Source organism: Parasphingorhabdus sp. DH2-15 (assembly GCF_051668705.1).
GTDB lineage: Bacteria > Pseudomonadota > Alphaproteobacteria > Sphingomonadales > Sphingomonadaceae > Alterisphingorhabdus.
In genome coordinates this window covers 1,132,185-1,156,504 of sequence record NZ_CP196351.1, presented here as the reverse complement: position 1 = coordinate 1,156,504, position 24,320 = coordinate 1,132,185, and the positions used below count along the sequence as shown (strand labels likewise).

The 24,320-nt window shown below is 50.2% G+C and carries 32 protein-coding genes and 1 other RNA gene; 12 read left to right on the top strand and 21 right to left on the bottom strand.

Features of this window, described 5'->3' with window-relative positions:
• Positions 1-23 precede the first annotated feature (23 nt).
• The 12 genes from rpsO to pspF all read right to left on the bottom strand — a co-directional run bounded on the left by rpsO (position 24) and on the right by pspF (position 10,750).
• Entirely contained in the window at positions 24-293 is a 270-nt protein-coding gene (gene rpsO / locus ACR9YC_RS05410; protein WP_438730894.1) for a 30S ribosomal protein S15, read from the bottom strand.
• A 23-nt stretch (positions 294-316) separates the two neighbouring features.
• A complete protein-coding gene (gene truB, locus ACR9YC_RS05405) occupies positions 317-1,267 on the bottom strand; it encodes a tRNA pseudouridine(55) synthase TruB (RefSeq protein ID WP_438731611.1) in 951 nt (316 codons plus the stop codon).
• A gap of 2 nt (positions 1,268-1,269) precedes the next feature.
• Positions 1,270-1,926, bottom strand: coding sequence for a class I SAM-dependent methyltransferase (locus ACR9YC_RS05400; RefSeq protein WP_438730892.1), 657 nt, complete (start codon positions 1,924-1,926; stop codon positions 1,270-1,272).
• Between the two features lie 43 nt (positions 1,927-1,969).
• Entirely contained in the window at positions 1,970-2,515 is a 546-nt protein-coding gene (locus ACR9YC_RS05395) for a GNAT family N-acetyltransferase (protein ID WP_438730889.1), read from the bottom strand.
• Positions 2,515-3,096, bottom strand: a complete 582-nt coding sequence (locus tag ACR9YC_RS05390; protein WP_438730887.1) for a thymidine kinase — start codon at positions 3,094-3,096, stop codon at positions 2,515-2,517. The genes ACR9YC_RS05395 and ACR9YC_RS05390 overlap by 1 nt, the downstream gene beginning before the upstream one ends.
• Positions 3,096-3,521, bottom strand: coding sequence for a 30S ribosome-binding factor RbfA (gene rbfA, locus ACR9YC_RS05385; RefSeq protein ID WP_438730885.1), 426 nt, complete (start codon positions 3,519-3,521; stop codon positions 3,096-3,098). The genes ACR9YC_RS05390 and rbfA overlap by 1 nt, the downstream gene beginning before the upstream one ends.
• Complete coding sequence (locus tag ACR9YC_RS05380) at positions 3,508-3,918, bottom strand: PaaI family thioesterase (RefSeq protein ID WP_438730883.1); 411 nt, start codon at positions 3,916-3,918, stop codon at positions 3,508-3,510. Before ACR9YC_RS05380 ends, rbfA begins: the two co-directional genes overlap by 14 nt.
• Positions 3,919-3,951: 33 nt before the next feature.
• A complete protein-coding gene (infB, locus tag ACR9YC_RS05375) occupies positions 3,952-6,477 on the bottom strand; it encodes a translation initiation factor IF-2 (RefSeq protein ID WP_438730880.1) in 2,526 nt (841 codons plus the stop codon).
• 73 nt (positions 6,478-6,550) lie between these two features.
• Positions 6,551-7,267: a DUF448 domain-containing protein gene (locus ACR9YC_RS05370; RefSeq protein ID WP_438730878.1), complete on the bottom strand. Its 717-nt coding sequence runs from the start codon at positions 7,265-7,267 to the stop codon at positions 6,551-6,553.
• Positions 7,248-8,879, bottom strand: a complete 1,632-nt coding sequence (nusA, locus tag ACR9YC_RS05365; protein WP_438730876.1) for a transcription termination factor NusA — start codon at positions 8,877-8,879, stop codon at positions 7,248-7,250. Before nusA ends, ACR9YC_RS05370 begins: the two co-directional genes overlap by 20 nt.
• A 5-nt stretch (positions 8,880-8,884) precedes the next feature.
• On the bottom strand, positions 8,885-9,460 hold the full coding sequence (gene rimP / locus ACR9YC_RS05360) for a ribosome maturation protein RimP (protein WP_438730873.1): 576 nt from the start codon (positions 9,458-9,460) through the stop codon (positions 8,885-8,887).
• A gap of 201 nt (positions 9,461-9,661) precedes the next feature.
• Positions 9,662-10,750, bottom strand: a complete 1,089-nt coding sequence (pspF, locus tag ACR9YC_RS05355) for a phage shock protein operon transcriptional activator (protein ID WP_438730871.1) — start codon at positions 10,748-10,750, stop codon at positions 9,662-9,664.
• A 199-nt stretch (positions 10,751-10,949) separates the two neighbouring features.
• On the opposite strand from pspF, the gene ACR9YC_RS05350 reads away from it, so the two are divergent.
• From ACR9YC_RS05350 to ACR9YC_RS05300, 11 genes are all read left to right on the top strand, one after another.
• A complete protein-coding gene (locus ACR9YC_RS05350) occupies positions 10,950-11,174 on the top strand; it encodes a hypothetical protein (protein ID WP_438730869.1) in 225 nt (74 codons plus the stop codon).
• Positions 11,175-11,250: 76 nt separating this feature from the next.
• Entirely contained in the window at positions 11,251-11,922 is a 672-nt protein-coding gene (gene pspA / locus ACR9YC_RS05345; protein ID WP_438730866.1) for a phage shock protein PspA, read from the top strand.
• Positions 11,923-11,925: 3 nt separating this feature from the next.
• A complete protein-coding gene (gene pspB / locus ACR9YC_RS05340) occupies positions 11,926-12,228 on the top strand; it encodes an envelope stress response membrane protein PspB (protein WP_438730864.1) in 303 nt (100 codons plus the stop codon).
• A complete protein-coding gene (gene pspC, locus ACR9YC_RS05335) occupies positions 12,225-12,599 on the top strand; it encodes an envelope stress response membrane protein PspC (RefSeq protein ID WP_438730861.1) in 375 nt (124 codons plus the stop codon). The genes pspB and pspC overlap by 4 nt, the downstream gene beginning before the upstream one ends.
• A 28-nt stretch (positions 12,600-12,627) precedes the next feature.
• Entirely contained in the window at positions 12,628-12,927 is a 300-nt protein-coding gene (locus ACR9YC_RS05330; protein ID WP_438730858.1) for a hypothetical protein, read from the top strand.
• 11 nt (positions 12,928-12,938) lie between these two features.
• Positions 12,939-13,214, top strand: coding sequence for a hypothetical protein (locus tag ACR9YC_RS05325; RefSeq protein ID WP_438730856.1), 276 nt, complete (start codon positions 12,939-12,941; stop codon positions 13,212-13,214).
• A gap of 2 nt (positions 13,215-13,216) precedes the next feature.
• Positions 13,217-13,555 (top strand): hypothetical protein, encoded by a 339-nt coding sequence (locus tag ACR9YC_RS05320; RefSeq protein WP_438730853.1) that lies wholly within the window; start codon positions 13,217-13,219, stop codon positions 13,553-13,555.
• Between the two features lie 18 nt (positions 13,556-13,573).
• Positions 13,574-13,837: a hypothetical protein gene (locus tag ACR9YC_RS05315; RefSeq protein WP_438730850.1), complete on the top strand. Its 264-nt coding sequence runs from the start codon at positions 13,574-13,576 to the stop codon at positions 13,835-13,837.
• A gap of 40 nt (positions 13,838-13,877) precedes the next feature.
• Positions 13,878-14,150: a hypothetical protein gene (locus ACR9YC_RS05310; protein WP_438730848.1), complete on the top strand. Its 273-nt coding sequence runs from the start codon at positions 13,878-13,880 to the stop codon at positions 14,148-14,150.
• A gap of 36 nt (positions 14,151-14,186) precedes the next feature.
• Positions 14,187-14,438, top strand: coding sequence for a hypothetical protein (locus tag ACR9YC_RS05305; protein ID WP_438730845.1), 252 nt, complete (start codon positions 14,187-14,189; stop codon positions 14,436-14,438).
• Between the two features lie 127 nt (positions 14,439-14,565).
• Positions 14,566-15,006, top strand: coding sequence for a SufE family protein (locus tag ACR9YC_RS05300; RefSeq protein ID WP_438731608.1), 441 nt, complete (start codon positions 14,566-14,568; stop codon positions 15,004-15,006).
• 26 nt (positions 15,007-15,032) lie between these two features.
• Here the strand turns inward: ACR9YC_RS05300 and ACR9YC_RS05295 are convergent, their stop codons facing one another.
• Together ACR9YC_RS05295 and ACR9YC_RS05290 are read right to left on the bottom strand one after the other, a co-directional pair.
• Positions 15,033-15,569 carry a J domain-containing protein gene (locus ACR9YC_RS05295; protein WP_438730842.1) on the bottom strand — a complete coding sequence of 179 codons (537 nt, stop codon included), beginning with the start codon at positions 15,567-15,569 and terminating at the stop codon, positions 15,033-15,035.
• A 13-nt stretch (positions 15,570-15,582) separates the two neighbouring features.
• Positions 15,583-17,361, bottom strand: coding sequence for a caspase family protein (locus ACR9YC_RS05290; protein ID WP_438730840.1), 1,779 nt, complete (start codon positions 17,359-17,361; stop codon positions 15,583-15,585).
• A 217-nt stretch (positions 17,362-17,578) separates the two neighbouring features.
• On the opposite strand from ACR9YC_RS05290, the gene ACR9YC_RS05285 reads away from it, so the two are divergent.
• Positions 17,579-17,713 carry a hypothetical protein gene (locus tag ACR9YC_RS05285; protein WP_438730838.1) on the top strand — a complete coding sequence of 45 codons (135 nt, stop codon included), beginning with the start codon at positions 17,579-17,581 and terminating at the stop codon, positions 17,711-17,713.
• A gap of 72 nt (positions 17,714-17,785) precedes the next feature.
• Here the strand turns inward: ACR9YC_RS05285 and rnpB are convergent.
• From rnpB to ACR9YC_RS05250, 7 genes are all read right to left on the bottom strand, one after another.
• Positions 17,786-18,202: RNase P RNA component class A (gene rnpB / locus ACR9YC_RS05280), an RNA gene on the bottom strand.
• On the bottom strand, positions 18,203-18,922 hold the full coding sequence (locus tag ACR9YC_RS05275) for an N-acetylmuramoyl-L-alanine amidase (protein WP_438730836.1): 720 nt from the start codon (positions 18,920-18,922) through the stop codon (positions 18,203-18,205). It lies immediately after the preceding RNA gene.
• A 35-nt stretch (positions 18,923-18,957) separates the two neighbouring features.
• Entirely contained in the window at positions 18,958-19,812 is an 855-nt protein-coding gene (locus tag ACR9YC_RS05270) for a CheR family methyltransferase (protein WP_438730833.1), read from the bottom strand.
• Positions 19,809-20,906 carry a chemotaxis protein CheB gene (locus tag ACR9YC_RS05265; protein ID WP_438730830.1) on the bottom strand — a complete coding sequence of 366 codons (1,098 nt, stop codon included), beginning with the start codon at positions 20,904-20,906 and terminating at the stop codon, positions 19,809-19,811. Before ACR9YC_RS05265 ends, ACR9YC_RS05270 begins: the two co-directional genes overlap by 4 nt.
• A 3-nt stretch (positions 20,907-20,909) precedes the next feature.
• Positions 20,910-21,275 carry a response regulator gene (locus tag ACR9YC_RS05260; protein ID WP_438730828.1) on the bottom strand — a complete coding sequence of 122 codons (366 nt, stop codon included), beginning with the start codon at positions 21,273-21,275 and terminating at the stop codon, positions 20,910-20,912.
• Between the two features lie 119 nt (positions 21,276-21,394).
• Positions 21,395-21,832 (bottom strand): chemotaxis protein CheW, encoded by a 438-nt coding sequence (locus ACR9YC_RS05255; protein WP_438730825.1) that lies wholly within the window; start codon positions 21,830-21,832, stop codon positions 21,395-21,397.
• Positions 21,829-24,276 (bottom strand): chemotaxis protein CheA, encoded by a 2,448-nt coding sequence (locus ACR9YC_RS05250; protein WP_438730822.1) that lies wholly within the window; start codon positions 24,274-24,276, stop codon positions 21,829-21,831. The genes ACR9YC_RS05255 and ACR9YC_RS05250 overlap by 4 nt, the downstream gene beginning before the upstream one ends.
• Positions 24,277-24,320: the final 44 nt, after the last annotated feature.

Here is a 24,320-nt window from a genome sequence, read left to right as displayed (position 1 = left end):
GGACCGCCAGCCTAAATTCAATATTATTTACGAAGACCCAGTTTCGCAATCAGATCAGCATAACGCTGCACGTCTTTCTTGCGCAGATAGTCCAAAAGCGAACGGCGCTTATTGACCATCATCAATAGGCCGCGGCGTGAATGGTTATCTTTATGGTGGGATTTGAAATGCTCGGTCAGTGTAACAATACGGTCGGTCAGGATAGCAACCTGAACTTCCGGCGAACCTGTGTCGCCTTCTTCACGGGCATGTTCTTTGATAATTTCTTGTTTGCGTTCAGCAGTAATCGACATGGTTTTTCCTTCACGGCATCATTTTAAAAATTAAACCCGCGGACAACGCGAAGATCACCTTCGCAAAGCTCTATTAGCGCTAATGGAACTGCGTCCTCATCATGCGCACAATATTGCCCGTCATCCATGGCAAACCCCGATACGATCTGGCCCTGACGGACCTGCCTTGCCTGATCGGGGTTCAGAGTTAGAGCCGGGATACCGTCCAGCCCTGCCTCAAATGGCAAGATATAATCTTTGATTGCCGCGCCCTTACCGATTTCATTGAGATTGTCCAGCGAAATCGCGTCCTTTAACGCAAATGGCCCAGCTTTTGTTCGCCTCAGCATAGTTACATGGCCAACTGTGTTGAGCGCCAGCGCTATGTCACGCGCCAGACTGCGAATATAGGTGCCTTTGGAAACATGCGCGGTCAGCGTAATTGCAGAGAGCATAGGCTGCGACGCTGCATCAGATTGAAAATCTAAGGCGCTGTCAGGTGCGTGGATAGACAGGCTGTATATAGTGACCGATCGCGCCTTTAATTCCACCTCTTCACCGGCCCGCGCCAAAGCATAGGCCCGTTTGCCATCAACTTTTAACGCAGAAAACGCAGGAGGAATCTGGCTGATTGTTCCAGTAAAATCTGCCAATATGGACTGTACATCAGCCATATTGGGGCGATGCTCTGACATTGCCATCACTTCGCCTTCACTATCCAGCGTTGTGGTTTGCTGTCCAAAAGTGATGGTGAAATCATACACCTTGCTGGCCTCCAGCATCCGCCCAGTGAGCTTGGTCGCTTCCCCAATGGCAATGGGCAGCACACCCGTCGCCAGCGGGTCCAGCGTGCCACCATGGCCAATTTTGGTGACGCCCCCGCCCTTACCAGAGACCTTATACCCCGCTTCGCGCAAATTGCGTTTAACCGCGCCAACAGCCTGGGTAGAGCCAAGCTCTAATGGCTTGTCCAATATGATCCAGCCATGTGGCATAATCACACCGGTTTACGCCATTGCATCACCGTAAAGCCCGGCACACGGGTATAGCGGTCCGACTTCACAGAGCCATCATGTTCGGGGATAGGTTCATCAAAATATTCCAGCACCAGCCCATGGCTCAAAAAGCATTGCATATAAGCGCTAAGCGGCCGGTGATGATTGATGATATCAATCCCCTGCCATCGCTCGCGTGTACTGCGTTCTTCGCTATAATGATCGATCGGAAAGTCTTTGCCCTGCCCTGAAAGCGTCTTGCGCCAGCGTCCAGCTGTGAAAAAACTGGTCAAATTGGCAATGAGCAACTGCCCGCCGGGTTTCGTAACACGCACCATTTCGGCAATGGCGGCACGAAAATCAGGAATATCAATCAAAGCCATATAGCTGATCGACAGATCAAATTGTGCATCATCAAAATCGAGCTTTTCACCATCGCCAATATGATAGTTACCATTTGGGTCGCATTTGCGTGCGTGGGCAATCAATGTTTCGGTCGGGTCTATTCCTATGCCCGCCATGCCTATATCGCCCAGCGTACGCACAAAGCGCCCCTCACCACAGCCAATGTCAATAAAATGTCCGCCATTTACTTTGGCGAGCTTCAGCATCACAGGGTCAAGCACCTTGCGGCGTGTCCAGTCTCCTTGATCACCCATAGAGTTTATCCAGGCTTGCGCAGAATTTTCCCATCCAGAAGCATCAGTCACGACCCGCTTCCCACTCTTCTTTAAGCAAGCCAAATACCGCAGTATCGCGCACATAGCCTGTCCATGTTACCCGATCCTTGCGCATTATGCCCTCACGCGTCGCACCCAATTTTAACACCGCCGCTATGGACCGTTCATTGCGGGTATCTACGCGAAAAGCCACTTTGCGATAACCGCATGAGAAAGCACGGTCTATCATCAGTGTTTTCATGGTCCGGTTAAATCCGCTGCCGCGCACTGAGGGTGCGATATAGGTGCCGCCAATTTCAACCACGCCGTGCTTATCAGGATTTATAAAGCTGGACATGCCGACCAGACGATCCTCTTGCAGATCAATAACAGCAAAGCGCACCCAATTTTGCGTGCCGTGGAAAGCCTGCATAGCGCCGTCAAAATGTTCCCCCTGCATGGAAAAGGGGTATATTTCCCAAATCTGCGTATCCTCCGCACATGCAAGGCGCAATGGTTCGACATGATCGTCCACAAATGGCTCAAGCCGCACTCGGCCAGATTCAATTTGTCCGTCTAAATCGCGCATTATTGGTCGTTCAATGCTTCCATGAAATGTTTTCGGCAAAGAGCAATATAACGATCATTGCCGCCAATTTCCGTTTGTGCACCAGATTTTACAGCCTTGCCATCTAAATCTACGCGCAAATTCATAGTCGATTTCGCGCCGCATTCGCACACCGCCTTAATCTCAACCAGCTCATCGGCAATCGCCAGCAATTGCGCACTGCCGGGAAAAAGCTCCGCCTGGAAATCGGTCCGCAAACCATAGCAAAGAACAGGAATGTGCAACTGATCACAGACAAGCGCCAGTTCAAACACATGATCGCGGGTCATAAATTGCGCTTCATCAACCAACACGCAATTGAGCGGCTGAGCCGCATGTTCGGCGCTTATAGCACTCAGCAGATTTACATCCTCATCAAATTGGTGCGCAATTCGCGATAGCCCGATGCGCGACTGGATTGTGGCCTCGCCACTGCGCTTATCAATGGCCGCGGTCCACAACATCGTGCGCATTCCGCGCTCTTCATAGTTAAATGCGGCCTGTAGCAAAGTCGTCGACTTGCCTGCATTCATTGAGGAATAATAGAAATAGAGCTTGGCCATTATTCAGATGCTTGTTCCGCTTCTTCGTCACTCTCTGTCAAATCACGTGCAACTTTTGGGTTGCTCAACAGCGATTCAATATGGCTGGCTTCATCAAAACTATCATCAGGGACAAATTTTAATTTGGCGGCATATTTCATCTTGGTGCGCGCTGCGACCTCTCGCTGAAAATAGGCTGTATTGGTGCGCATCGCTTTGATGACTGCGGCTTCCTCGTTGCCCAGTAGCGGCTTCACAAACACTGTTGCGTGCCGCAAATCAGGTGACATACGCACTTCGGTAATCGCGATATTGGCGCTGGCCAATGTTTCGTCATGCACATCACCGCGTGTCAGCAATTCCGAAAGTATATGCCGGATTTGTTCCCCCACACGCAACACGCGTACAGAGCGGCCTTCAGGGGATGTATCATTATACTTTGCCATTGGGCACCTCGGTCAGCATAGCAGTCGATGTCGCATGGATAAGCCGGTTACCATCATTATCCAGCAATGTTCCTTCCAGATAAGCGATATTGCGTCCCATCTTCAAAACACGCCCCTCGCCCTTTAACGGCCCCAGAGGAACAGGGCGTAAACAGCTGATATTGCTATTAAGGTTGAGCGGCAGCATGGCGCCATCACTGGCGCCCAGCACTGCTGCACCCATGACTTCATCCAGAAAACCTGCAACCAGCCCGCCATGCACATAGCCGCGCTGACTGGCAAAACTTTCAGGGGCAACAAAATTCATATGGGTTGTGCCCGTTTCAGCATCATGATGTTGAATGCGGGCGCCCATAAGGCGCGATGAAGGGGCGTTAATATTCCTGCCTGCAGTCATATCTAGCCCCCTTATCTCCGTTCCTATGCCCGATTATAAGACACGTTCACGCATCTCGACGTCAAAGACTTCCAGAATATCGCCCGGTTTAATGTCGTTCGTATCTTCCAACACCGCACCACATTCTAGGCCAGAGCGCACTTCCTCGACATCGTCCTTGAACCGGCGCAGCGATGCCACTGTGGTCTTGGAGACGATAATATCTTCGCGGTTGAGACGCGCATAATTACCTTTTTTGAGGACGCCATCGAGAACCAGCAAACCAGCTGCTTTGTCTTTTTTGCCAGCAGGGAATACTTCCTTCACCTCGGCGCGGCCAATGACCGTTTCGATGCGCTCTGGACCCAGTTCACCAGCCATTTCGCCTTTAATATCTTCGATCAAATCATAGATAATATCGAAATATTTGAAGCGCACACCTTCGCGTTCGGCAATCTCACGCGCTTTGGCATTTGCGCGCACGTTAAAGCCGATAATTGGCGCATTGCTGGCCTTGGCAAGCTGCACATCGGACTCAGTGATACCGCCAACACCGGAATGCAAAACCCGCGCCTTAATATCATCGGTCGAGATCTGGTTAAGGCTGCCGATAATAGCTTCGACACTGCCGCCAACATCGCCTTTGATCAGCACCGGATATTCAACCGCTTGGTTTTCACCCAAGGCAGAGAACATATTCTCCAGTGAAGCCGGGGCTGTCGCAGTACGTTTCTCCAGAGCTTTTTGACGACGATATTCAGCCACTTCACGCGCACGTGCATCATTTTCGACAACGGTGAGCTTATCACCTGCCGATGGCACACCAGATAGACCCAACACTTCAATAGGGAGCGATGGCCCCGCTTCTTTAAGCTGCTTGCCTTTATCATCAAGCATCGCTCGGACCTTGCCCGAATGCTCGCCAACAACAAAGATATCACCGCGGCGCAAAGTGCCACGCTCAATCAAAACAGTGGCCACAGGCCCCCGGCCTTTATCGAGCTTGGCCTCAATCACAACGCCTTCGGCATCACGATCAGGGTTGGCTTTTGGCTCAATCAACTCTGCTTGCAAATTGATCGCGTCGATCAACTTATCGAGATTGGTGCCTTTCAATGCAGAGACTTCAACATCCTGCACATCACCAGACATTTTCTCGACAATAACCTCATGCTCCAGCAAGCGGTTGCGAATATTATCAGGGTTCGCTTCATGCTTGTCGATCTTATTGATCGCAACAATCATCGGCACGCCGGACGCTTTGGTGTGATTAATTGCCTCAATAGTTTGCGGCATCAAATTGTCATCCGCCGCTGCAACCAGAATAACAATATCGGTCACATTCGCGCCGCGCGCACGCATTTCAGAAAATGCTGCGTGGCCCGGTGTATCGAGGAATGTAATCTTTTCACCCGATTTCACTTTTACCTGATAAGCGCCGATATGCTGGGTAATGCCGCCGGCTTCGCCCTGAACGACATCAGTGCCGCGCAACGCATCAAGCAATGACGTCTTACCATGGTCGACATGGCCCATTATCGTCACCACAGGAGGACGTGGTTTCAGTGTCTCATCCGGATCAACATCGGAATCAACTTTAATTTCAACATCAGAATCAGAAACACGTTTGATTTTGTGGCCGAATTCTTCAACCAGCAATTCCGCAGTATCATGATCAATGGTCTGGTTCACTGTCACCATAGAACCCATTTTGAACAGTGATTTAACCAGATCAGCGCCTTTTTCCGCCATCCGGTTGGCCAATTCCTGCACAGTGATAGCGTCAGGCACCACAACTTCGCGTGATTGCTTTGGCTGGGCTTCGCGTGTCTGGCCAGACATTTGCGCTCGGCGCTCTTTCTCACGCGCACGTTTAAGCGCAGCAAGTGAACGCGCACGCGCGCCGCCATCACCTTCGCTCAAAGCGCGATTAACTGTCAGCTTGCCCGATTGGCGACGCTCATTACGGTCACGGCTTGGTTTGGGTGAAGGTTTTTTCGGTTCGGGCCGTTTTACCGGCGTTACGGGCGTAAACTTGCGTGGTGCCGGCGCAGATGCCTTCGCTTTAGGTGCCTCTGATTTCGCCTCGGCTGGTGCCGCTGGCGTTTCAGCAACAGGGTCTTTTGCAGCCACAGGCGCAGCAGGCTCTTCTTTGGCTTTCGCCGCAGCAGCCCGCTTCTCTTCTGCTCGCGCCTTTTCTTCTTCTTCGCGTTTGGCTTTTTCAGCTACTTCACGGCGACGCGCTTCTTCCATAGAGGCTTGGCGCGCTTCTTCCGCTTCACGCAGCAGTTTCTCTTGCAGCTCTTTGCGCGTCATCGTCGCATCAGCAGCTTTTTTGACCGGCGCTTCAGCCTTGGGAGCAGGTGCAGCTGGTGGCGGTGGAGGCGGCGGAGCGGCTTCTTCAACCGGCTCTGGTTTCGCTCCGGGCTTACCCACAAGCTTACGGCGCTTCACCTCAACCACAACCTTATTGGTGCGGCCATGGCTGAATGTCTGCTTGACTTCGCCGGACTCAACTGCCCGCTTCAAACCCAGAGGTTTGCGGCCCAGTTTCGGCTTTTTTTCTTGATCATCACTCATCGAACAGACTCAATCCTTTTTCATCTTCTATCATGATGGCGCACGACCATCAAAACTCACTGCGACCAACGCCCTATATCAAGGCAGCGGCCGGTTCTTCTTCTATAGTCATCTCAGGGGCAGTCTCATTGCCAAAGACACGGTCCGTCAGAACCGATACATCAACCCCTCTAAAACCAAGCAAGCGAAACAAGAATAGCCCTATTCGCGCTGCCGCTCGGTCATCCATTATCGCTATATGTACGCAATTGCTGCGTCCCAATGCCAATGACAATTGATCGCGGTCAAATGGCAAAACCAGCCCCTGCAACGAACTGCCTTCTGCATCGGAACCAACGCGCCAAGCCTGATCAAGCGAGCGCCGACCATTTTCAGCTGCGTCAGCGGCATGGAGCAACAGCGCAACATTCCCCATACGCGCAGCGGTCTCGACCTTTTCCGCGCCTGATATCAATTGACTGGCCTTTGCTTCAAGGCCCAGACGCTGAAGCAATTCACTCGCCAGAGCGTCATCAACGGCCTGTGGCAGATTATTCGGAAAAGCAATATCAGTCGTTTTCAAAACAGATTTCAGCTTACCCAGCAACTGCCCTTTTGCGACTGCTGCGTCCAGCTCATCCCGCGTGACACCAACCCATGCACCGCGCCCGGGCGCGCGTGAGCGTACATCCGGAGCGACTATGCCGTCCGGGCCTAAAGCAAGTCGTATCAACCGGCGGCTATCCATTTGCCCGCCGGTCAATATACAGCGCCTTACCGCAATATGTTTGTCATTGGGGGCTTTCCGCATCTGCGACCTCCCCATCGGACGGATCAGCCGCAGCTTCCGGAGCAGCGTCATCTTCGTCTTCAAACCAATGCGCACGAGCAGCCATGATAATCTCATTGCCCTGCTCTTCGCTCAGCCCATATTCGGCCAATATACCGCCTTTATCCTCGGCACGCTTGTCACGGCGACGTGGATCACTGCGTTTTTTGGCAATCAGCTCATCTGTCGCCAGATCTGCAAGGTCATCAAGCGTTTTGATCTGCGCTTCACCCAGAGTCAGCAACATTTGCTCGGTCAGGTGCGGCATCTCAGCGATCGCATCTTCCACACCCAGAGCCTGACGAGCTTCACGCGCAGCAGATTCTTTGCGGTCCAGCGCTTCTTTTGCGCGGTTTTGCAACTCTTCAGCCAGCTCTTCATCAAAGCCTTCAATGCTGGAAATTTCGTCCGCAGCGACATAAGCAACTTCTTCAAGCTCGCTAAAGCCTTCCGCCACCAGAAGCTGTGACAATGTTTCATCGACATCCAGTTCTGATTCAAACATTGCTGAACGTTCGCTAAATTCACGCTGACGTTTCTCGCTCGCATCTGCCTCGGTCATAATATCAATGGCAGAGTCAGTCAGTTGAGACGCCAGACGCACATTTTGTCCGCGGCGGCCAATGGCCAGCGAAAGCTGGTCATCAGGAACGACCACTTCAATGCGGCCTTCTTCTTCATCAAGCACAACGCGGCTTACAGTCGCAGGCTGCAAAGCATTGACGATAAAGGTCGCAGTATCTTCAGACCAAGGGATAATATCAATCTTCTCGCCCTGCATCTCCTGAACAACGGCCTGAACACGGCTACCCTTCATACCAACGCAAGCGCCGACCGGATCAATCGATCCATCATGGCTGATAACACCGATTTTCGCACGACTTCCCGGATCACGAGCCGCCGCTTTAATCTCGATAATACCATCGTAAATTTCCGGCACTTCCTGCATGAACAATTTGCGCATGAAATCAGGGTGCGCACGTGACAGGTAAATCTGATGACCGCGATTTTCGCGAACAACCTTCATTATCAATGCACGGACACGATCGCCAACACGCGCAACTTCACGCGGAATTTGCTGGTCGCGGCGGATAACACCATCTGCACGGCCCAGATTGACCACGACATGGCCAAACTCAACCGATTTAACCACGCCAGTGATAATCTCACCTGCACGGTCTTTAAATTCATCATATTGCCGCTCGCGTTCTGCGTCGCGGACCTTTTGGAAGATAACCTGTTTTGCGGCCTGCGCATCAATACGGCCCAAATCGACGCCGGGCAGCGGATCAATGATGAAATCGCCAACGGACGCATCGGCTTGCAATTTTTGCGCGCCCTTCAGGTCCACCTGCTTGAAATAGTCGTCAACTTCCTCGACCACTTCAACAACACGCCACAGACGCAAATCGCCTGTTTCGCCATCGAGCTTTGCCCGAATGTCGTTCTCGGCGCCATAACGGGCGCGGGCAGCACGCTGAATCGCTTCTTCAATGGCTTCAATAACCACTGATTTATCAATCATTTTCTCCGTAGAAACGGAGTTTGCAATCGCCAGCAATTCGGCTTTATTGGCAGAAATGGCATCGGCCATAATTGTCAGTCACTTTCTTCTTCAGGTGTATCGTCAATTTCAAGCTCATGTTCGCCATCATCAACGACGAGTGGAGCAGTGGCGGCAATCAACGCATCGGTCAAGACCAGTTTTGCGGTGAGTATATTGTTAAAGGCCGTTTTCTGCGACCCAATTTTCTTATCTTCGACCAGAATCAGAGCGTCAGGCCCCTCACCTTCGACCCCGCCCAAAATGCCAACCAAGATCTTGCGACCATCTTGTGGTTCAGCAAGTTTCAAACGCGCCTCATAGCCGGACCAATCAGCAAAGTCAGCAAGCCGCGTCAAAGGACGGTCAATGCCTGGCGAGCTTACTTCCAGTCGATAAGGCTCATCAACAGGGTCGTTACCCGCCTCTTCCAGCGCATCAAACTTTTCTGAAATGCGCCGCGACAATGCCGCGCAGTCAGAGATATTGAGCTGGCGCGTGTCCGGACGCTCAGCCATAACCTGCAAGCTATAATCCTCACCAGAACCTATGAACTTCACACGCACAAGCGCAAAGCCCAAAGCCTCAGCCTCTGGCGCGATTAATGCTTCTAGGTCGGCGATATTGCTCACTGCTTCTCCTGTAGCTGGCGCATATCGCACTCAGCATATTTGGTCTAGAAATGGCAAAGCTGATCGGCCCGGCAAAAGCCGGCTCCGCTCACTAACCATTTCGGGATGGGCATTATATAATCCAGGAAGCCTGTTTATGCAATCATATTCTATACATGCTTTGCACTCACCTTTAATTGCTGCGCCTATATCACAAAATGACTAACCTAGCAGATCATGCTTCTTCAGCGCATGGCGCAACTGATCATAGCTAAGGTTCAATGCTTTGGCCGTTTGCCTCTGATTATAACGATGTCGCGCCAGCATATGTTCCAATATTTTGCGCTCATGGCTTTCCACTGCTGATTTCAAACAGCTAACGGCCTCATAATTTATAGAGAGCGCCATATCTTCAGTCGAAGATTTGAGCATTTGCGCTGCATCTCCTTTGGTTTCTGGCGACAAAACCTCTGACGCAATTGCTTCTTTTGGGACGGACTTCTCTTTAGCAGAGGATGTGGACTCCCCACTAAACTTCCACGGTGATTCAAAAGGATCAAAGACGATATGGTCTACTGGCCGCGTAGAATCATCCCATCTATAAATCGCCCGCTCAACCACATTGCGCAATTCTCGCACATTACCAGGCCAGCTATATCGCTGCATGGCGGCAACTGCCAGGTCACCAAAGCCGGGCCAGCTATCCCATTCCAATTCGGTTGCCATACGCCGTCCGAAATACTCTGCCAATACTGGGACATCTCCATCACGCGCGCGCAGGGGTGGCAAGGTTACGACTTCAAAACACAGGCGGTCGAGCAGATCAGCACGAAAGTCATTCCTCTCAACCATGGCAGGCAGATATTCGTTGGTTGCACCAACAATCCGGACATCAACGCGCACTGGACGCGACGCCCCAATGCGTGTGACCTCACCATATTCAACAGCCCGCAGTAAACGCTCCTGCGCCGCCATGGACAAAGTGCCAAGCTCATCCAGAAACAATGTGCCGCCATCGGCCTCTTCAAACCGCCCCTGCCGTGCCTTTGTTGCGCCGGTAAATGCTCCTGCCTCATGGCCAAAAAGTTCTGCCTCTATGAGAGTCTCCGGCAAAGCTGCGCAGTTCATGGTAACAAGCGGACCATCCCAACGCTGGCTCAAACGGTGCAAGCGTTCAGCGATTAGCTCTTTGCCTGTACCGCGCTCACCAATAACCAAAACAGGACGATCAAGATGGGCGGCACGACTGGCACGTTCAACGGCATCCAAAAAAGCTCCTGACTCTCCAATAAATTGATTGGTACGCTCCAAAAGATGCCATCCTTTTTACAATGGTATATTGCAGTTCGCACACACCGCTAACTTGTAGTGGAAATTACCAACATGTAGTAATAAAGTCAATATCGAATATACCGGATATAGAATTTATTATTATTTTTCAGTATTTTACAATTTCTGGCACACCTCATGCTTAGTGTATTCCGAGTTAGGAATAATGCAGGAGGACAATATGGCACAGTTTGAAGACAGCAATTCTGATGCAAAAGACAATGCAAATGGCACAACCATTTTGGGTTGGATAGTTGCACCGGCCATGTTGCTTGCCACCCTCTACATTAGCGGTATGGGCCCCATCATAGGCTCCTTCACCTCGGGAAGCAGCAACGCCAATGCCGAACATGCTGAAACCGCAGCCAGCGTAGCACAAGTTTTTTCTGTCCGTTATATTGATTGACAGAAAGAGCGGCGGTCGGAATGTTTAACCCCTTGCCCCATTCCGGCCGCCACATGAATTTTTCAGGAGTATCTTAATGGGAATTTTTTCAAGAACCCGCGATATTATCGCCGCCAATGTTACAGACATGCTGGATAAGGCCGAAGACCCGGCCAAAATGATCCGCATGATCATCCTCGAAATGGAGGAAACATTGGTGGAAGTCCGGGCGTCTGCAGCGCGTACCATTGCCGACCAGAAAGAAATGCGCCGCCATATTGATAAATTGGAAGTTTTGCAGGTCGATTGGGGCGATAAAGCCCAACTTGCTCTGTCAAAAGATCGCGAAGATCTGGCCCGTGCAGCATTAGTAGAAAAGAAGAAAGCTCGGGATATGGCTGATCAACTTAACCATGAGATTGCTGTGCTTGATGACGCACTGCGTGCATCAGAGCAGGATATTGCCAATTTGCAGAACAAATTGCGCGAAGCCCGCAGCCGTCAAAACACCATCATGTCACGGCTTGAAAGCGCTGAAAACCGCATCAAGCTGAAAACCATGTATCAAGGCGATAAGGTCAAAGAGGCATTTTCACGCTTCGACCTGCTGGAACGCCGCGCAGACCTTGCAGAAGGCCAGGCCGATGCGCTTGCCATTGGGCATTCAGGGCCGCCTAGCCTTGAAGACCAGATTACCGCGCTCGAATCGAACGATAAAGTCGATGAAGAGCTGGAAGAAATGAAAAAAGCACTGAAAAAAGGGGAGTAATTCGTGGAAGACATTCTTGTGCCCATCGTCATCGTAGGGATGCTGTTCATTGGGCTGCCGTGGATCATCTTCCACTATGTTACGAAATGGAAAACATCGGCAACTTTGACCAATGAAGATGAAGGCTTGCTTGAAGAGCTATATCTCATGGCCAAAAGGCTGGATGACCGCATGGACAATGTTGAGCGGATTATAAAAGCTGATGATCCTGATTGGCGTCCGGCGCGACTGACCAGTCCGGAGGACACCATGGACCCCGCCCTTGAACAAATTGACCGCTTTCTTGCTGAAAGGAGCAAAAAATGACCCGCCGCACCAAATTTTACCGTGATAAGCAAAATGGAAAATTGTCAGGCGTATGCTCAGGTATAGCGGATTATACCGGTATTGACGTTACTTGGGTCAGACTGGGCATGTTTCTGTCATTCTTCATGTCGCAAGGCATCACCTTTTTGGCCTATGTTGGCCTGACCATTTTCTCGCCAAAAAAGCCGTCTAATCTTTACATTGACCGCGAAGAACAAAAATTCTGGCAAGGTGTACGCCAATCACCGCGCCGTACAGCACGTGATGTCAAATCCCGCTTTCGCGAAATTGATCGTCGGTTAGCCGATGTGGAACTGTATTACACCAGCAACAATCGCCAGCTCTCAGATGAGATTGAACGGCTACGCTGATATATTCGTTATTTGAAAAGGACATATTATGAGTTGGGGAAGCCCGTTTTTTGTCATCGCCATTATCGCTGTCAGCACAGTCGGTTGGTTGGTCAACAACTGGATCCGCGCCAAACATGGCTATTCCTTGGAAGATGAATGGGGCGGCAAGACCGAAAAGAATGGCTTGGACGCAACGCGAAAAGTTGAATTGCTGACCAATGAGAATGAGCAGCTCAATGGCAAAATAGGACGTCTCGAAGAACGGCTTGCAGTGCTGGAGCGTATTGCGACCGATAGAGAGAGCAGCAGTGCGCGACTTTCTGATGAGATCGAAAAGCTGAGGTAAGGTTTGTTAGGATGGAAACGATGTTCATAGGTATCGGCATAGCAGCAATTGCCTTGGGTTGCGCGGCATGGGGCATTTTTGATCGGTGGATCGCTTATAAAGAAAAGATCGCCGAAACAGAGAATATAGCCGGTCGTAAAATTGCCGCTTTAACAGATGAGAACCGCCTGCTGACAGATCATGTTTCTATCATGCACGACCGCATCGCCAATCTGGAGCGAATCGCAACAGACAAACAAAGCAGCAGCGCTAAGCTGTCTGATCAAATTGAAAAATTGAGGACCTGAAGATGGACGCCAGCAAAATAGAAGTTATTCGAACCATTTTTCCTTTTATTGCGCTTATCGTCAGTATTGGCGTTGCGGGTTGGGTCGCGACCACATGGCTACGGATCAAAAATGGCTATCCTTTGGATGGTGCATGGGGCCAGGCCGTCTATCCTAAAACAGATAAAGAGGCCGCACAGCGCATCTCTTTGCTGACACAGGAAAACGCACAGCTTCAAGCTGAATTGGGCGCCGTCAAAGACAGGCTGGTCAACGTCGAACGTATCGTCACCGATAGCAGCCATCAATTGACCCATGAAATAGAGGCATTGAGAGACAAGCGCACTAAAGAAGTGAAATAATATAGAGGGGGAACCATTATGAATTTTGCACTGCTGATACCGATTTTGGGCGTATCCATTCCGATTGTTGCCATCGTAGCAGCGACAGTGAACAAATGGCTGCAAATTAAAGAAAAGCAGATTGAAGCGCTCAACAGCGAAACCGCTGAAAAAGCGGCTCGCTATGCAGCGCAGACCGAAAGGCTGGAGCAAAGAATGCGAGTGCTTGAACGCATCATTACAGATAAAGGTTTTGAGGTGTCGCAACAGATAGAAGATCTGCGTGACAAGCCGCTAAACTAAAATGAATATTGCATAACAAATAAGAGGGAAGACCAGAATTATGAACCCGTTTGAAATGGTAATCGGTATTGTTCTTATCGTCTCAATCGCCAGTGTTTTGCGCTCTCGCTATCGCGCCCAACACGGAATTTTGGAAGACAAAGACGGCAATGCTGTCGCGTCAACCAATCCGGAATCAACATTTGAAACCAAAGCGTTGCAAAGCGAAGTGAAGAAGTTGAACGAGCGTATCGCGGTTTTGGAGCGCGTTATAACCGATGATCGCGGCTCACGTGAATTGGCAAGGGAAATTGAAGATTTGCGCAGCCGCTAAGGACCAAGCTGCCACAATCGACAAAGGATTTTCAAAATGCAGGAACCTATGATTATCTTGACCATCGCTGCCGCAAGTCTGTTGGCTGTGGCAATCATATCCGCAACCATAATAAGGCTATGGCGCGACTGGATCAACTACAAGCAGAGCGAATTGAGCTATGTGCAAAGCACAGCCAATGCTGGCGGCCAAGGGTCAGCACATAATGCCAATGCCCGCATAGAATTGGCGGATTTGAAAGAAAGACTGCGTAAGCTGGAAGCTATTGCCGCAGGCGTTGATCTCTAAACACAGCGTCTGCCACGCCTGTTTATTATACAGACTAGACGCGGATACTTGGCCAAGAGGACAGCTCACTCAATGAGCAGGAATGATAATGTTTGCGGGTCCGCCCCCGCCACCCTATATCGCCGGAATGACAGATATACCCGCCCATAACGATCTTCCCGCTATTGATGACATATATGAGGAATATGAATTCCTTGATGGCGATGAGCGCTATCGCCTTTTGATTGAATTGGGCCGTAAACTTGAACCCATGCCAGATGCTCTAAAGACCGATGCAACATTGGTTCGTGGATGTTCAGCTTCTGTGTGGGTATATCCATCCAAAACAGATGGCACTGGCTTGCATTTCTTCGCTGATAGCAATGCCGCCATCACCAAAGGCATTATCGCTTTGGTACTGCTAACGGTGCAGCACAAATCAGCTCAAGAGATTATTGATTGCGATATAGAAGATGCGCTTGCGCCTTTTGATCTCAAAAGCCAGCTCTCCTCAAACCGCACCCAAGGCATTCCCAACATGATTGCCTTGATACGTGAAACTGCTCAGCGTTACGCCGCTAGCGGATAGCCTTTTCCAACCATCAAAAGACAAAATTAGACAGGCTTCCACTCGCGGCGTTCTGCCGCAGATTTTAGCACTTGATAGCTAAGCTGGATCGCCTGAAAGCGCTGTGCAGCGTCTTTATCATCGGGATTCGTGTCTGGATGGTTTTGCTTAGCAAGCAACCGATATGCCTTTTTAATGGCTTCCAGATCGGCATCCACTTCCAGACCGAGCACATCAAGCGCTCGCAATTCATCAGCGGACCGCGTACCATCACCTGAGCCGGCCCATTGATGATGAACAGATTCCTTATATCCGCTTGTTTCTGATTGCTCCGCTTTTGCCCGTGCAGCAGCCTCTTCTTTGCTCAGACCTTCAAAATAATCCCAGCCGCGATTATATTCTGCAGCATGTTTTTCGCAAAAATACCAGCGCTCTGGACTGTTCGGTGATTTGGGTGCGGGGCAATCGCCGCGTTCTTCACAGCCATGCCTGTCACACAAGCGCACTGTCTGCGCATCGCGTGATGAACCATAGCCGCGCCACCGCGGAAATCCCCAATCGGTTGATCGTCTTGCTCCTGCCATGCTGCTGACCTAGTCAGTTGCGCTCAGGAAATCCAGATGCGATGCTTAAAATTCGTGCACGGCGGCTTGCAGGCAGTTCATTTTGTGCAACGGCCAGCTTCATCCAATGCCTTGCCACAGCGTGATCCACTGCCACGCCATTGCCTAAAAACTTCATCTCGCTCCATATTGCACGTGCTTGCGCAAAGCCTGCTTTGCTGGCGATGAGGCAGTTTTGCGCAGCCTCTCCTGCTCTATCCTTAAAGAAATACAACTCACACAGCCACGCATGCCCTTCATCATTGCCCTTGGCGATCAATTCGCGCAATTCACCATCGGCTCGATCAAATTCATCACCATAAAAACCAGCCGCATATATGGCGTAAGGATGGCCTTTATCTGCCGCATCTCGCAATAGCTTTAACGCCAATTGCTTATCTTGCGGGACAAAATTACCGTCCCAATATAACGTCCCCATGAAGGAGTTTCCTTTGGCGAAACCAGTGTCAGCAGACCGCTGAAACAGGTTAACTGCGCGGTCCTGATAACCTGGGCTTCGATCATATTGTATAATCCAATAACCCAATTCCAGCATAGCAGCCGGGTGGTTTTGCGCCGCTGCCAGATCCAGCCATTTCTTTGCGCCCGGCACATCTTTTTTCACGCCAGCGCCAAATTCCAACATATAGCCAAACAGATATTGCGCGACGGCATTGCCAGCCTCTGCTGCTTGCCTAACATCGTCTGCCGTAAAGTCCTTAAGTAATGCGCCCACAATTAATGGCTCATCTGTGATGCCCAGATAATCAAGCGTCAGACTATCAAGATATTGATTAAATGCAGGTGATATAGACTGTGGCGGAAAACTTCCGGTCAATCCATCTATACCGATAGCAGGTTCAGCAATGGGCGTTGGCGGGACAAAGAAAAAATCCTCATATAATTGGCCATAAGGAAAAGGATATTGGCGCGACGGGTCCATACCTTCGGTCAATTGCACAACATCTTGCCCGACAGCACGGAAGAAATATGACAGCTCTAATCCTGGTGTGGCAACCCGTTCTGACACTGCCCGGGCAAATGGGCTGATTGTTGCACCTTCTGGTGCTTCGTCAAAAGCCGGGCTGCCTTTGGCGGTTGCATAGAAAACTACGCTACGATCCAGCTCCAACAACCCTAAATTACCGACATTGCCATTCTGACCATTAGGGTCGATATCACTTAACTGCACAACAGGGTCCAGACTACGGCAAGCATCCAGAAAGAACAAAGCCTCGCCCGATGCGCGATTGGCCGCTTGGGTTAAGACAGACATGGGTAGAAAAAGTGTCTCAAGCTCGCCTTTGCTGGCCAGTGGTGGTGCGTCCACTGGAACGAGATAATTGTTACCAGCATATTCAAAGCCGTGCCCAGAATAATAGACCAAAGCCGTCTGCGCTGATTGCGCTGCCATGCCAAAATCTTCCGCCGCTTGGCGCAAAGTCGCGACATCGGCATGTTCTATAGCAAAGACACGAAACCCGACCTTAGCAAAGGACTCGCAAAGCTGCGCAAGATCATTGGCTGCATTGGCCAGTTTGGGCCAATCAAGCTCTGGATAATCACCATTGCCAATGATGAGAGCGACACGTCTAGGGTCATTGCCCGCCCCGCAACGTGGCTCTAACAATATGCGCGTTACGCTATCATCAATGGCAGAACTCGTAGAGACCGTAGGTGTAATCTGCGCTATCGCTGTTGCCGAGACGAATGTAACACATATGGTCGCCAAAACGGCTATCATATGACGCGCTGATGCCACAAAACTCAACATGCTGCTTCTCCCTCACCATATTTTACAATCAGAAATATATCTGTTGCGGGCGGTTTTCGCAATGCACCTTTGCAGCACCTATCCATGCTGTTTGCAGATGCTTAAAGGGTGTTGGTCACCATAAAGTCTTTTTGCCGAAGACATGTTGTAGCGTGGAACCAGACTGCTAATTGTGCGTTGCAACATAAAATCAACAATTTGGTTCTAAGGCCCCAATATGAGTAAGCAACTTACCCTGTCAGCATTTTTATCCGTCATGATGATGGTGGGCTTTGCCATATCTACTTATGATGCCCCTACAGACCTTATGGTTGCCAATGGTGAAGCATCTGCGATTACACAAACTGCCTGACAACACGCGGCCCGTGCCATTTTAGGGCCAGTTCTGGGGCCGATTTAGATCAATAATAGATAATATTCATAAAATGCCAGAGGGTCTATAAGCCGGGTTCTGTTCCTCCATTTTCATGGATTTGACAGCCATTCATCTCGCCACATCATTGCTGATATGGTCTAGCAACCAACCCGGACGACGAAACCCGAAACAGGTCCGATATGCGGACATATCTATGTCGTCCCTATTTGGTCTTGCTCCAGATGGGGTTTACCGTGCCATGGCCATTGCTGGCGCATGCGGTGCGCTCTTACCGCACCCTTTCAATGTCACGCCATCAAAATGTTCGGGGTTACCCCCTAACGCGACCTACTTTCTGTTGCACTGTCCCTAATCGCCGGAGAACCGGTGACCGCCGGACGTTATCCGGCATCTTTGTTTCGTGGAGCCCGGACTTTCCTCCCGCTACTGCACAATACAATAACGCGCGGCTGTCCAACCCTCTGGCTAGTTCTGCTTAGCAGACCATTCCGGAATTTCCAGCAATAAGGCGAAAAGAAGCGCTCTACATTCACCATCGATAATGCCATCAATATTGGATGGACGGAAACGGCGTTGAAATGCGCGCACCGCAGCTGTCTCATCATCAATGGCATAGCCAAGACGCTCCAGCGCAAGCAAAAATGCGCCATCTGTCCAATATGGATCAACCAGCCGTCCATTGGGAACCTGCAAAGCCAATCCAGACTTGCCTAGACGTGGCCAGTCAAACAATTCACCAGGGTCCATCTTGCGCGCAGGCGCTATATCGCTATGCCCGACAACATTATAGGATTGGATGGAATAACGCTGAACAATATCGCTGGCAAGCTGATGCACGGCGCGCATTTGTTCCTCTGGGAAAGGCCGATAACCCCATTCATGGCCCGGATTGATAATCTCTATGCCAATGCTCGCGCTGTTAACATTGGTGATACCGCGCCAGAAAGAACGCCCTGCATGCCAGGCCCGCTTTTCTTCATCGACCATCAAGATGATTTGACCGTCTTCGGTAACAACATAATGGGCCGAGACTTTTGCCTCTGGATTGGCGAGCCAATCAATCGCCGAAGGACCATCCTGCATACCGGTATAATGCATGATCAGCATGGTGACCGGTAATGTGCGCTCATCAAAATTGGGTGATGGCGTTATGATATTTGCCAATGATGAGCCAGATATGGCCATATTGCTCTCCCGAATATTGGAAAGCCTTAAATCGCCTAAGCTCTTATAGCAAGCGGCTCGCCAGCAGGGCGGCGCTCATAACAGCCACGGAAATCTTTGCTCACGCTAAATTCCGTATCATATCCGATCACGGTTTCGGCGGCCCCCAGCATCATGAAACCGCCCGGATGCAAAGCCTGGGCCAAGCGGTGATATGCCTGATGCCGTGCTTCGGGAGAGAAATACATCACCACATTGCGGCAAAGCACCAGATCAAAATTGCGCAGATCGGATGAACTTCTCAGCAAATTATCCTGACGAAACCTCACCATGGATCGCACATCATCTTTAATTGACCATGTTGAACCAACTTGCTTGAAATAGCGCAACATACGCTCAACAGAGAGGCCACGTTGGATTTCAAACTGGCTATAAACGCCTTTGCGGGCATAGTTAAGCGCATCTTGCGAAATGTCCGTCGCAACGATTTCGATGTCCCAATCTTTCCATTTGAAGCTTTCTTCAGCAAACATCATGGCCAATGAATAAGGCTCTTGCCCCGTCGAGCAGCCAGAAGACCATATGCGGAGCTTTTTGCTACTGGCCCGTTCTTTCGCGATATGCGGTATCACCTGCCTTTGGAGCAAAGAAAACATCATCGTATCACGAAAGAAGCTGCTTTCATTGTTCAGCATGGCATCGATGACTTCACGCTGCAAATCATCACTTTCAACCGAGAGAAGCACGGCAACAAGCGCATCCAAATCGGGAATATCATATTCGCGCATGATAGGTTTCAAAGCGGTCTCTATACGCCAAAACCGATTTGCGGAAATGACCTGACCCGTTCTGGCCTCTAACAATCCTGCCAATATCTTTGATGCAGGCGCGCTGAGACTCTCTTCATTCATGCTGCGCTCTCCAAAGATTTGCTAGTGACATAATGATGGGAAATATGCTGGCCAATATCGGCCGGCGGCAAAATCGCAGAGGCCAGCCCCGACCGCGAAACGACACCGGGCATGCCCCATACTACGGAGCTTGCAGGGTCTTGCGCATAGACATGACCGCCACGCTCAGCGATTTCTTCTGTGCCCAGCAATCCGTCGCGTCCCATGCCGCTCAACACAATCGCAATTGCATTCTTGCCATAATGTTTGGCAACTGAGCTGAACATAGGGTCGACAGAAGGCATGTAGCGGCCATTTGTCTCCGGACAGATATGAATTTTCTTATCTTTGCCGCTGCCCGCGATTTGCAAATGGCCAGATGATGGAGCGATATAAATACATCCATGCTCACAGCGCTGACCATCCTGTGCCAAAAACACTTTGCGCGATACAATTTCGCCCAGCTGACTGACCAAAAATGGTAAGAAACTTGCCGGCAGATGCTGTGTCAGAAATATTGGCACATCGATATGCGCATCCAAAGCCGCAAAAAACTCCTGCATTGCGGGAATACCGCCGGTTGAAGAGCCTATGGCGATGCAGTTTACGACATTATTGCTATAATCATAATCCCGCATAATAACGGGGCCTGCTGGTACAAGTTCGCGAGCAACAGAGCGCCCCAAGCCAACTAGCTTGTCATGCAAAATAGTCGCGAATTGACCACCAAAGCTAGAACGGCCAGGTTTAGCCAAAGTATCACACGCGCCCAATGTCAACGCTCGCACCGCAGCAACACCGCCTGGCTCAGCCAAGGATGACAATACCAATATGCGTGCATCTGAAATCGCTAACAGTTCTGGCATCGCATCAAGGCCATTGCCGGTCGGCATTTCAATATCAAGAATGATGATATCGGCTTCATTCTTAGCCAAATAGGCCATAGCGTCTTGCGCGCTAGCGGCAGAGGCGACCACGGTAAATTTAGGAGAAGCTGACAATATGCGTTCCAAGACCGCACGCACAACATTGCTGTCGTCAATCAGAACAATCTTCAAGGATTCGCTATTGTCTTCGGGGTTTCTGTCTGAAAAACCTTGTCGGTCGTGATGCATGGATTATTCAGCCCCAGCGAGTTGGAGCTTAGTTTCCAGAGTTTCCCGGTCAAAAGGTTTCATGACATATTCATTAGCGCCAGCCTCAATTGCAGCTTCAATGTGGCTACGCCCATTTTCGGTTGTGCAGAAGATGACCCTTGGTCCCTGGCCCCCTTCTATTGTCCGCAATGCCCGCAGAAAATCAATTCCGCTCATCACTGGCATGTTCCAATCTAGCAGCACCACGTCTGGCATGGTTTCTTGGCAGTAATGCAGGGCTTGCTCGCCGTCGGCGGCTTCATCCACATCATATTCCAGTGCTTCCAATATATGGCGAGCGACCTTTCGGATGACCTTGCTATCATCCACAACCAAACACTTTTTCATTCCATTGTCCTTTGCGACACCTTTGTCCCATTCTTAAAGTCTGACACATTTCTCTTAATGAGCTGTGAAATTTACCAAGATTAACTGAAACAAAATTGGCATTTGCCGTTTGAAGTTCGTTACGCAGCAATATCCTGGTGAACATTGATAAGATTTTCCGGTTCAATGATCAGCAGAGCTTCGCCATTCTCTTCCAAAATAGTGCTGCCTAAGGTTTCCCAACCAGCGCCTGGACTTGATGGCAGTTCTTTAATGCCCGCATCCGTGTCGAAAATATCACGCACCGCATCAACCAGAAGTGCATAGACGTGACCGCCAACATCAACGACTACAGCCATTGATGATTTCTTGATGGCTGCTTTTTGCCCAGTGATAAACCACTGACAATCAATGAGCGTGAGCACTTTGCTGCGCATTGCAAAAAGGCCAGCGATATAAGGCTCGACATTAGGCACTGCGACACTCTGATCAACATTGACCACGCTTTCAACCTTGGCGGCAGGAAACACAACATCGCGGCCATTCAGGCAAACGCGCAAATATAATGTGTTCATCATGATGATTCTCCTGCACGCCGCGGGGCGCTATGGCTTTGCAATGCCCCCAACAGGCCAATTCTGTCGTATCTGTAAACGCTGTTGCCATTATTATGGTTGGTGGGTTTGTCCCGCAGAGCGATAATAGCTCCGGAAGCGGGAGAAGTATTTTGCGTATCTTCCGAGGCAATGCAGATTGTGGCCTCTTCACCCTCTCGCAAATCATAGCGCACATCATAGCCAGCTTTCGCCACTAAAGGTGCCAGCATTTGGCGGGTCCACCCATCATCGGCAGCTTGCAACAAACATATAGGTTTGGCCGCGTCATTGTTGCGATGAACGTCTTGGTCGAACTGGCTGAAAATCCAATGCGGGTCGATCAACTCTATTTGCTGACCATCCCTGATAAAGACCCCACTAATCGCGCTGTCTTCATGCACATTACCAACTGGCTGCAGTGATGCCTTGCGATTAACCCGGTGCATATCGACAATATCATTAATCGCGTAATAAATGGCTGTATTGCCATCAAAAAGCTTAATGACTTTGATTGATGCAGCATCAGGCACCGCCTTCAACCCATATAAAGGAATAGCTTTCTCATCATGCGTAAGGCGCATTTTGCCGCCGGAATGGCCGATTTTCTCAATCCCGAAATCTTCCACCCGTTCAATTATCGATAATGGCAAAGCGCGAATATCATTTTGGCAATCTTGGAATATCAACATCGCCAAATCTTCGCTATCTTCTATATCAGCTTCATTGGCTGGCTCATTCATATCCAACAGGCTCTGATCAGCAGAAGAAACGCCGGCTTGCGCGGCCACGCCATTTGGATCAATCAACAGTAAAGGCCGTCCATGGTCTGGAAGCGTGGTTCCGGCATATATGCCCGATGCCATGATCGCTGGCGCCCCTGCCCGCACAACCAAGTCTTCCTGATCCATCACATGATCGACAGCCAATATATAATGAATTCCCGCTCCTGCATCGATAACCATCAACACCGGATCATCATCTTCTAACGCGTCATCATCAACCTCTGAAAGACCCAGAAGATCAGCCAATCCGACCACTGGCAAATGCTGTCCGCGAATAGATGCAAAGTGCTGATCGCCCAATTGCCGCATTTGAACAGTGTCACCGCTGGCCATAGTGATTTCGCGAATTGCAGATTGCGGAATGGCAAATTGCTGGCCACCGCTACTGAACATCAGGCAAGATATCACTGTGAGTGTTAACGGGACGCGGATTGTGATATTGAGGCCTTCACCCGATTTGCTCTGCAGAGCGATGGAACCACCAATGCGGTCAATATTGGAACGGACAACGTCCATACCGACACCGCGGCCCGAAATGGAAGAAACACTATCCGAAGTAGAAAGGCCGGTCGCGAACACCAGATTGAGCTTTTGCCGTTCTGTCATAGATGCAGCTTCTGATGCGGTACAAACATTGGCCGCAATTGCTTTTGCAACGAGCCTGTCCACATCAATGCCTGCGCCATCATCACGAATGGAAATGACAATATGGTTGCCTGACTGGCGCGCATGGATGGCGATGGTCGCCTGTTGTGCTTTGCCTGCTCTTATCCGTTCTTGAGTGCTTTCCACACCATGATCAACAGAGTTACGGATAATATGAGTCAGAGGATCACGGATCATTTCGATCATCTCGCGATCAAGCTCAACCTCATTGCCCTGACATTCCAGCGCAACATCTTTGCCGAGTTCTTGACCCAGATCACGCACAATACGCGGCAAAGAAGCAAATACCCCTTCCAGTTTCTGCATCCGTGTGCGGCCTACAGACTCGCGCAAATCGGCGATGCATGCCGATAAGCGTTCAAAGGCCAGATCGAGTGCTGGGTCGCTATCGGTGTCACGAATATGCCGTGCCACCTCATTACGAGCCAGCACCATATCAGAAACACCGTTCATCATATTATCTAGCAATGTCAGCGACATGCGAATAGTTCGCGCAACATTTTGTTGGCCTGCTATGCCGATGGCCTCGCTTTGTGTTTCCGTTTTTTGCTCTGTTCCAGCATCATCAACTGCTTTTTGTTCAGTCGCGGCATCATGGTCCATAGCCGTCCATGCATTTTGTAATTGCGCGACCAGATGACTGTCATCGTCTTCATAAAATTCTACGCCTTGTTCAAGCGCATTTGTCAGTCCGGAAATCCGATCAACCAGAGCAAGAATAGCCGTGACCAAGGCTGATGAAATTGGCTTTTTCGTCTCGCGAAGTAATGCGAGGATATTCTCGGCTTCATGGGCAAGAGCTTCAAACCGGGGCAAAGCCAGAAAACCTGCGCTGCCTTTAACAGTATGGAAAAAGCGGAAAATGGTATCAAGGCGCGACCCATGATCTGGATGCGCTTCCCACGCAATCAGTTCAGCCGTCATCAGCTCTAATGTTTCGCGTGTCTCAAGAATAAATTCTTGTTGTAAATCGTCCATGCTCGGCCCCGCAAATAAGGATTAGCACCTATTTGCGCGGCATA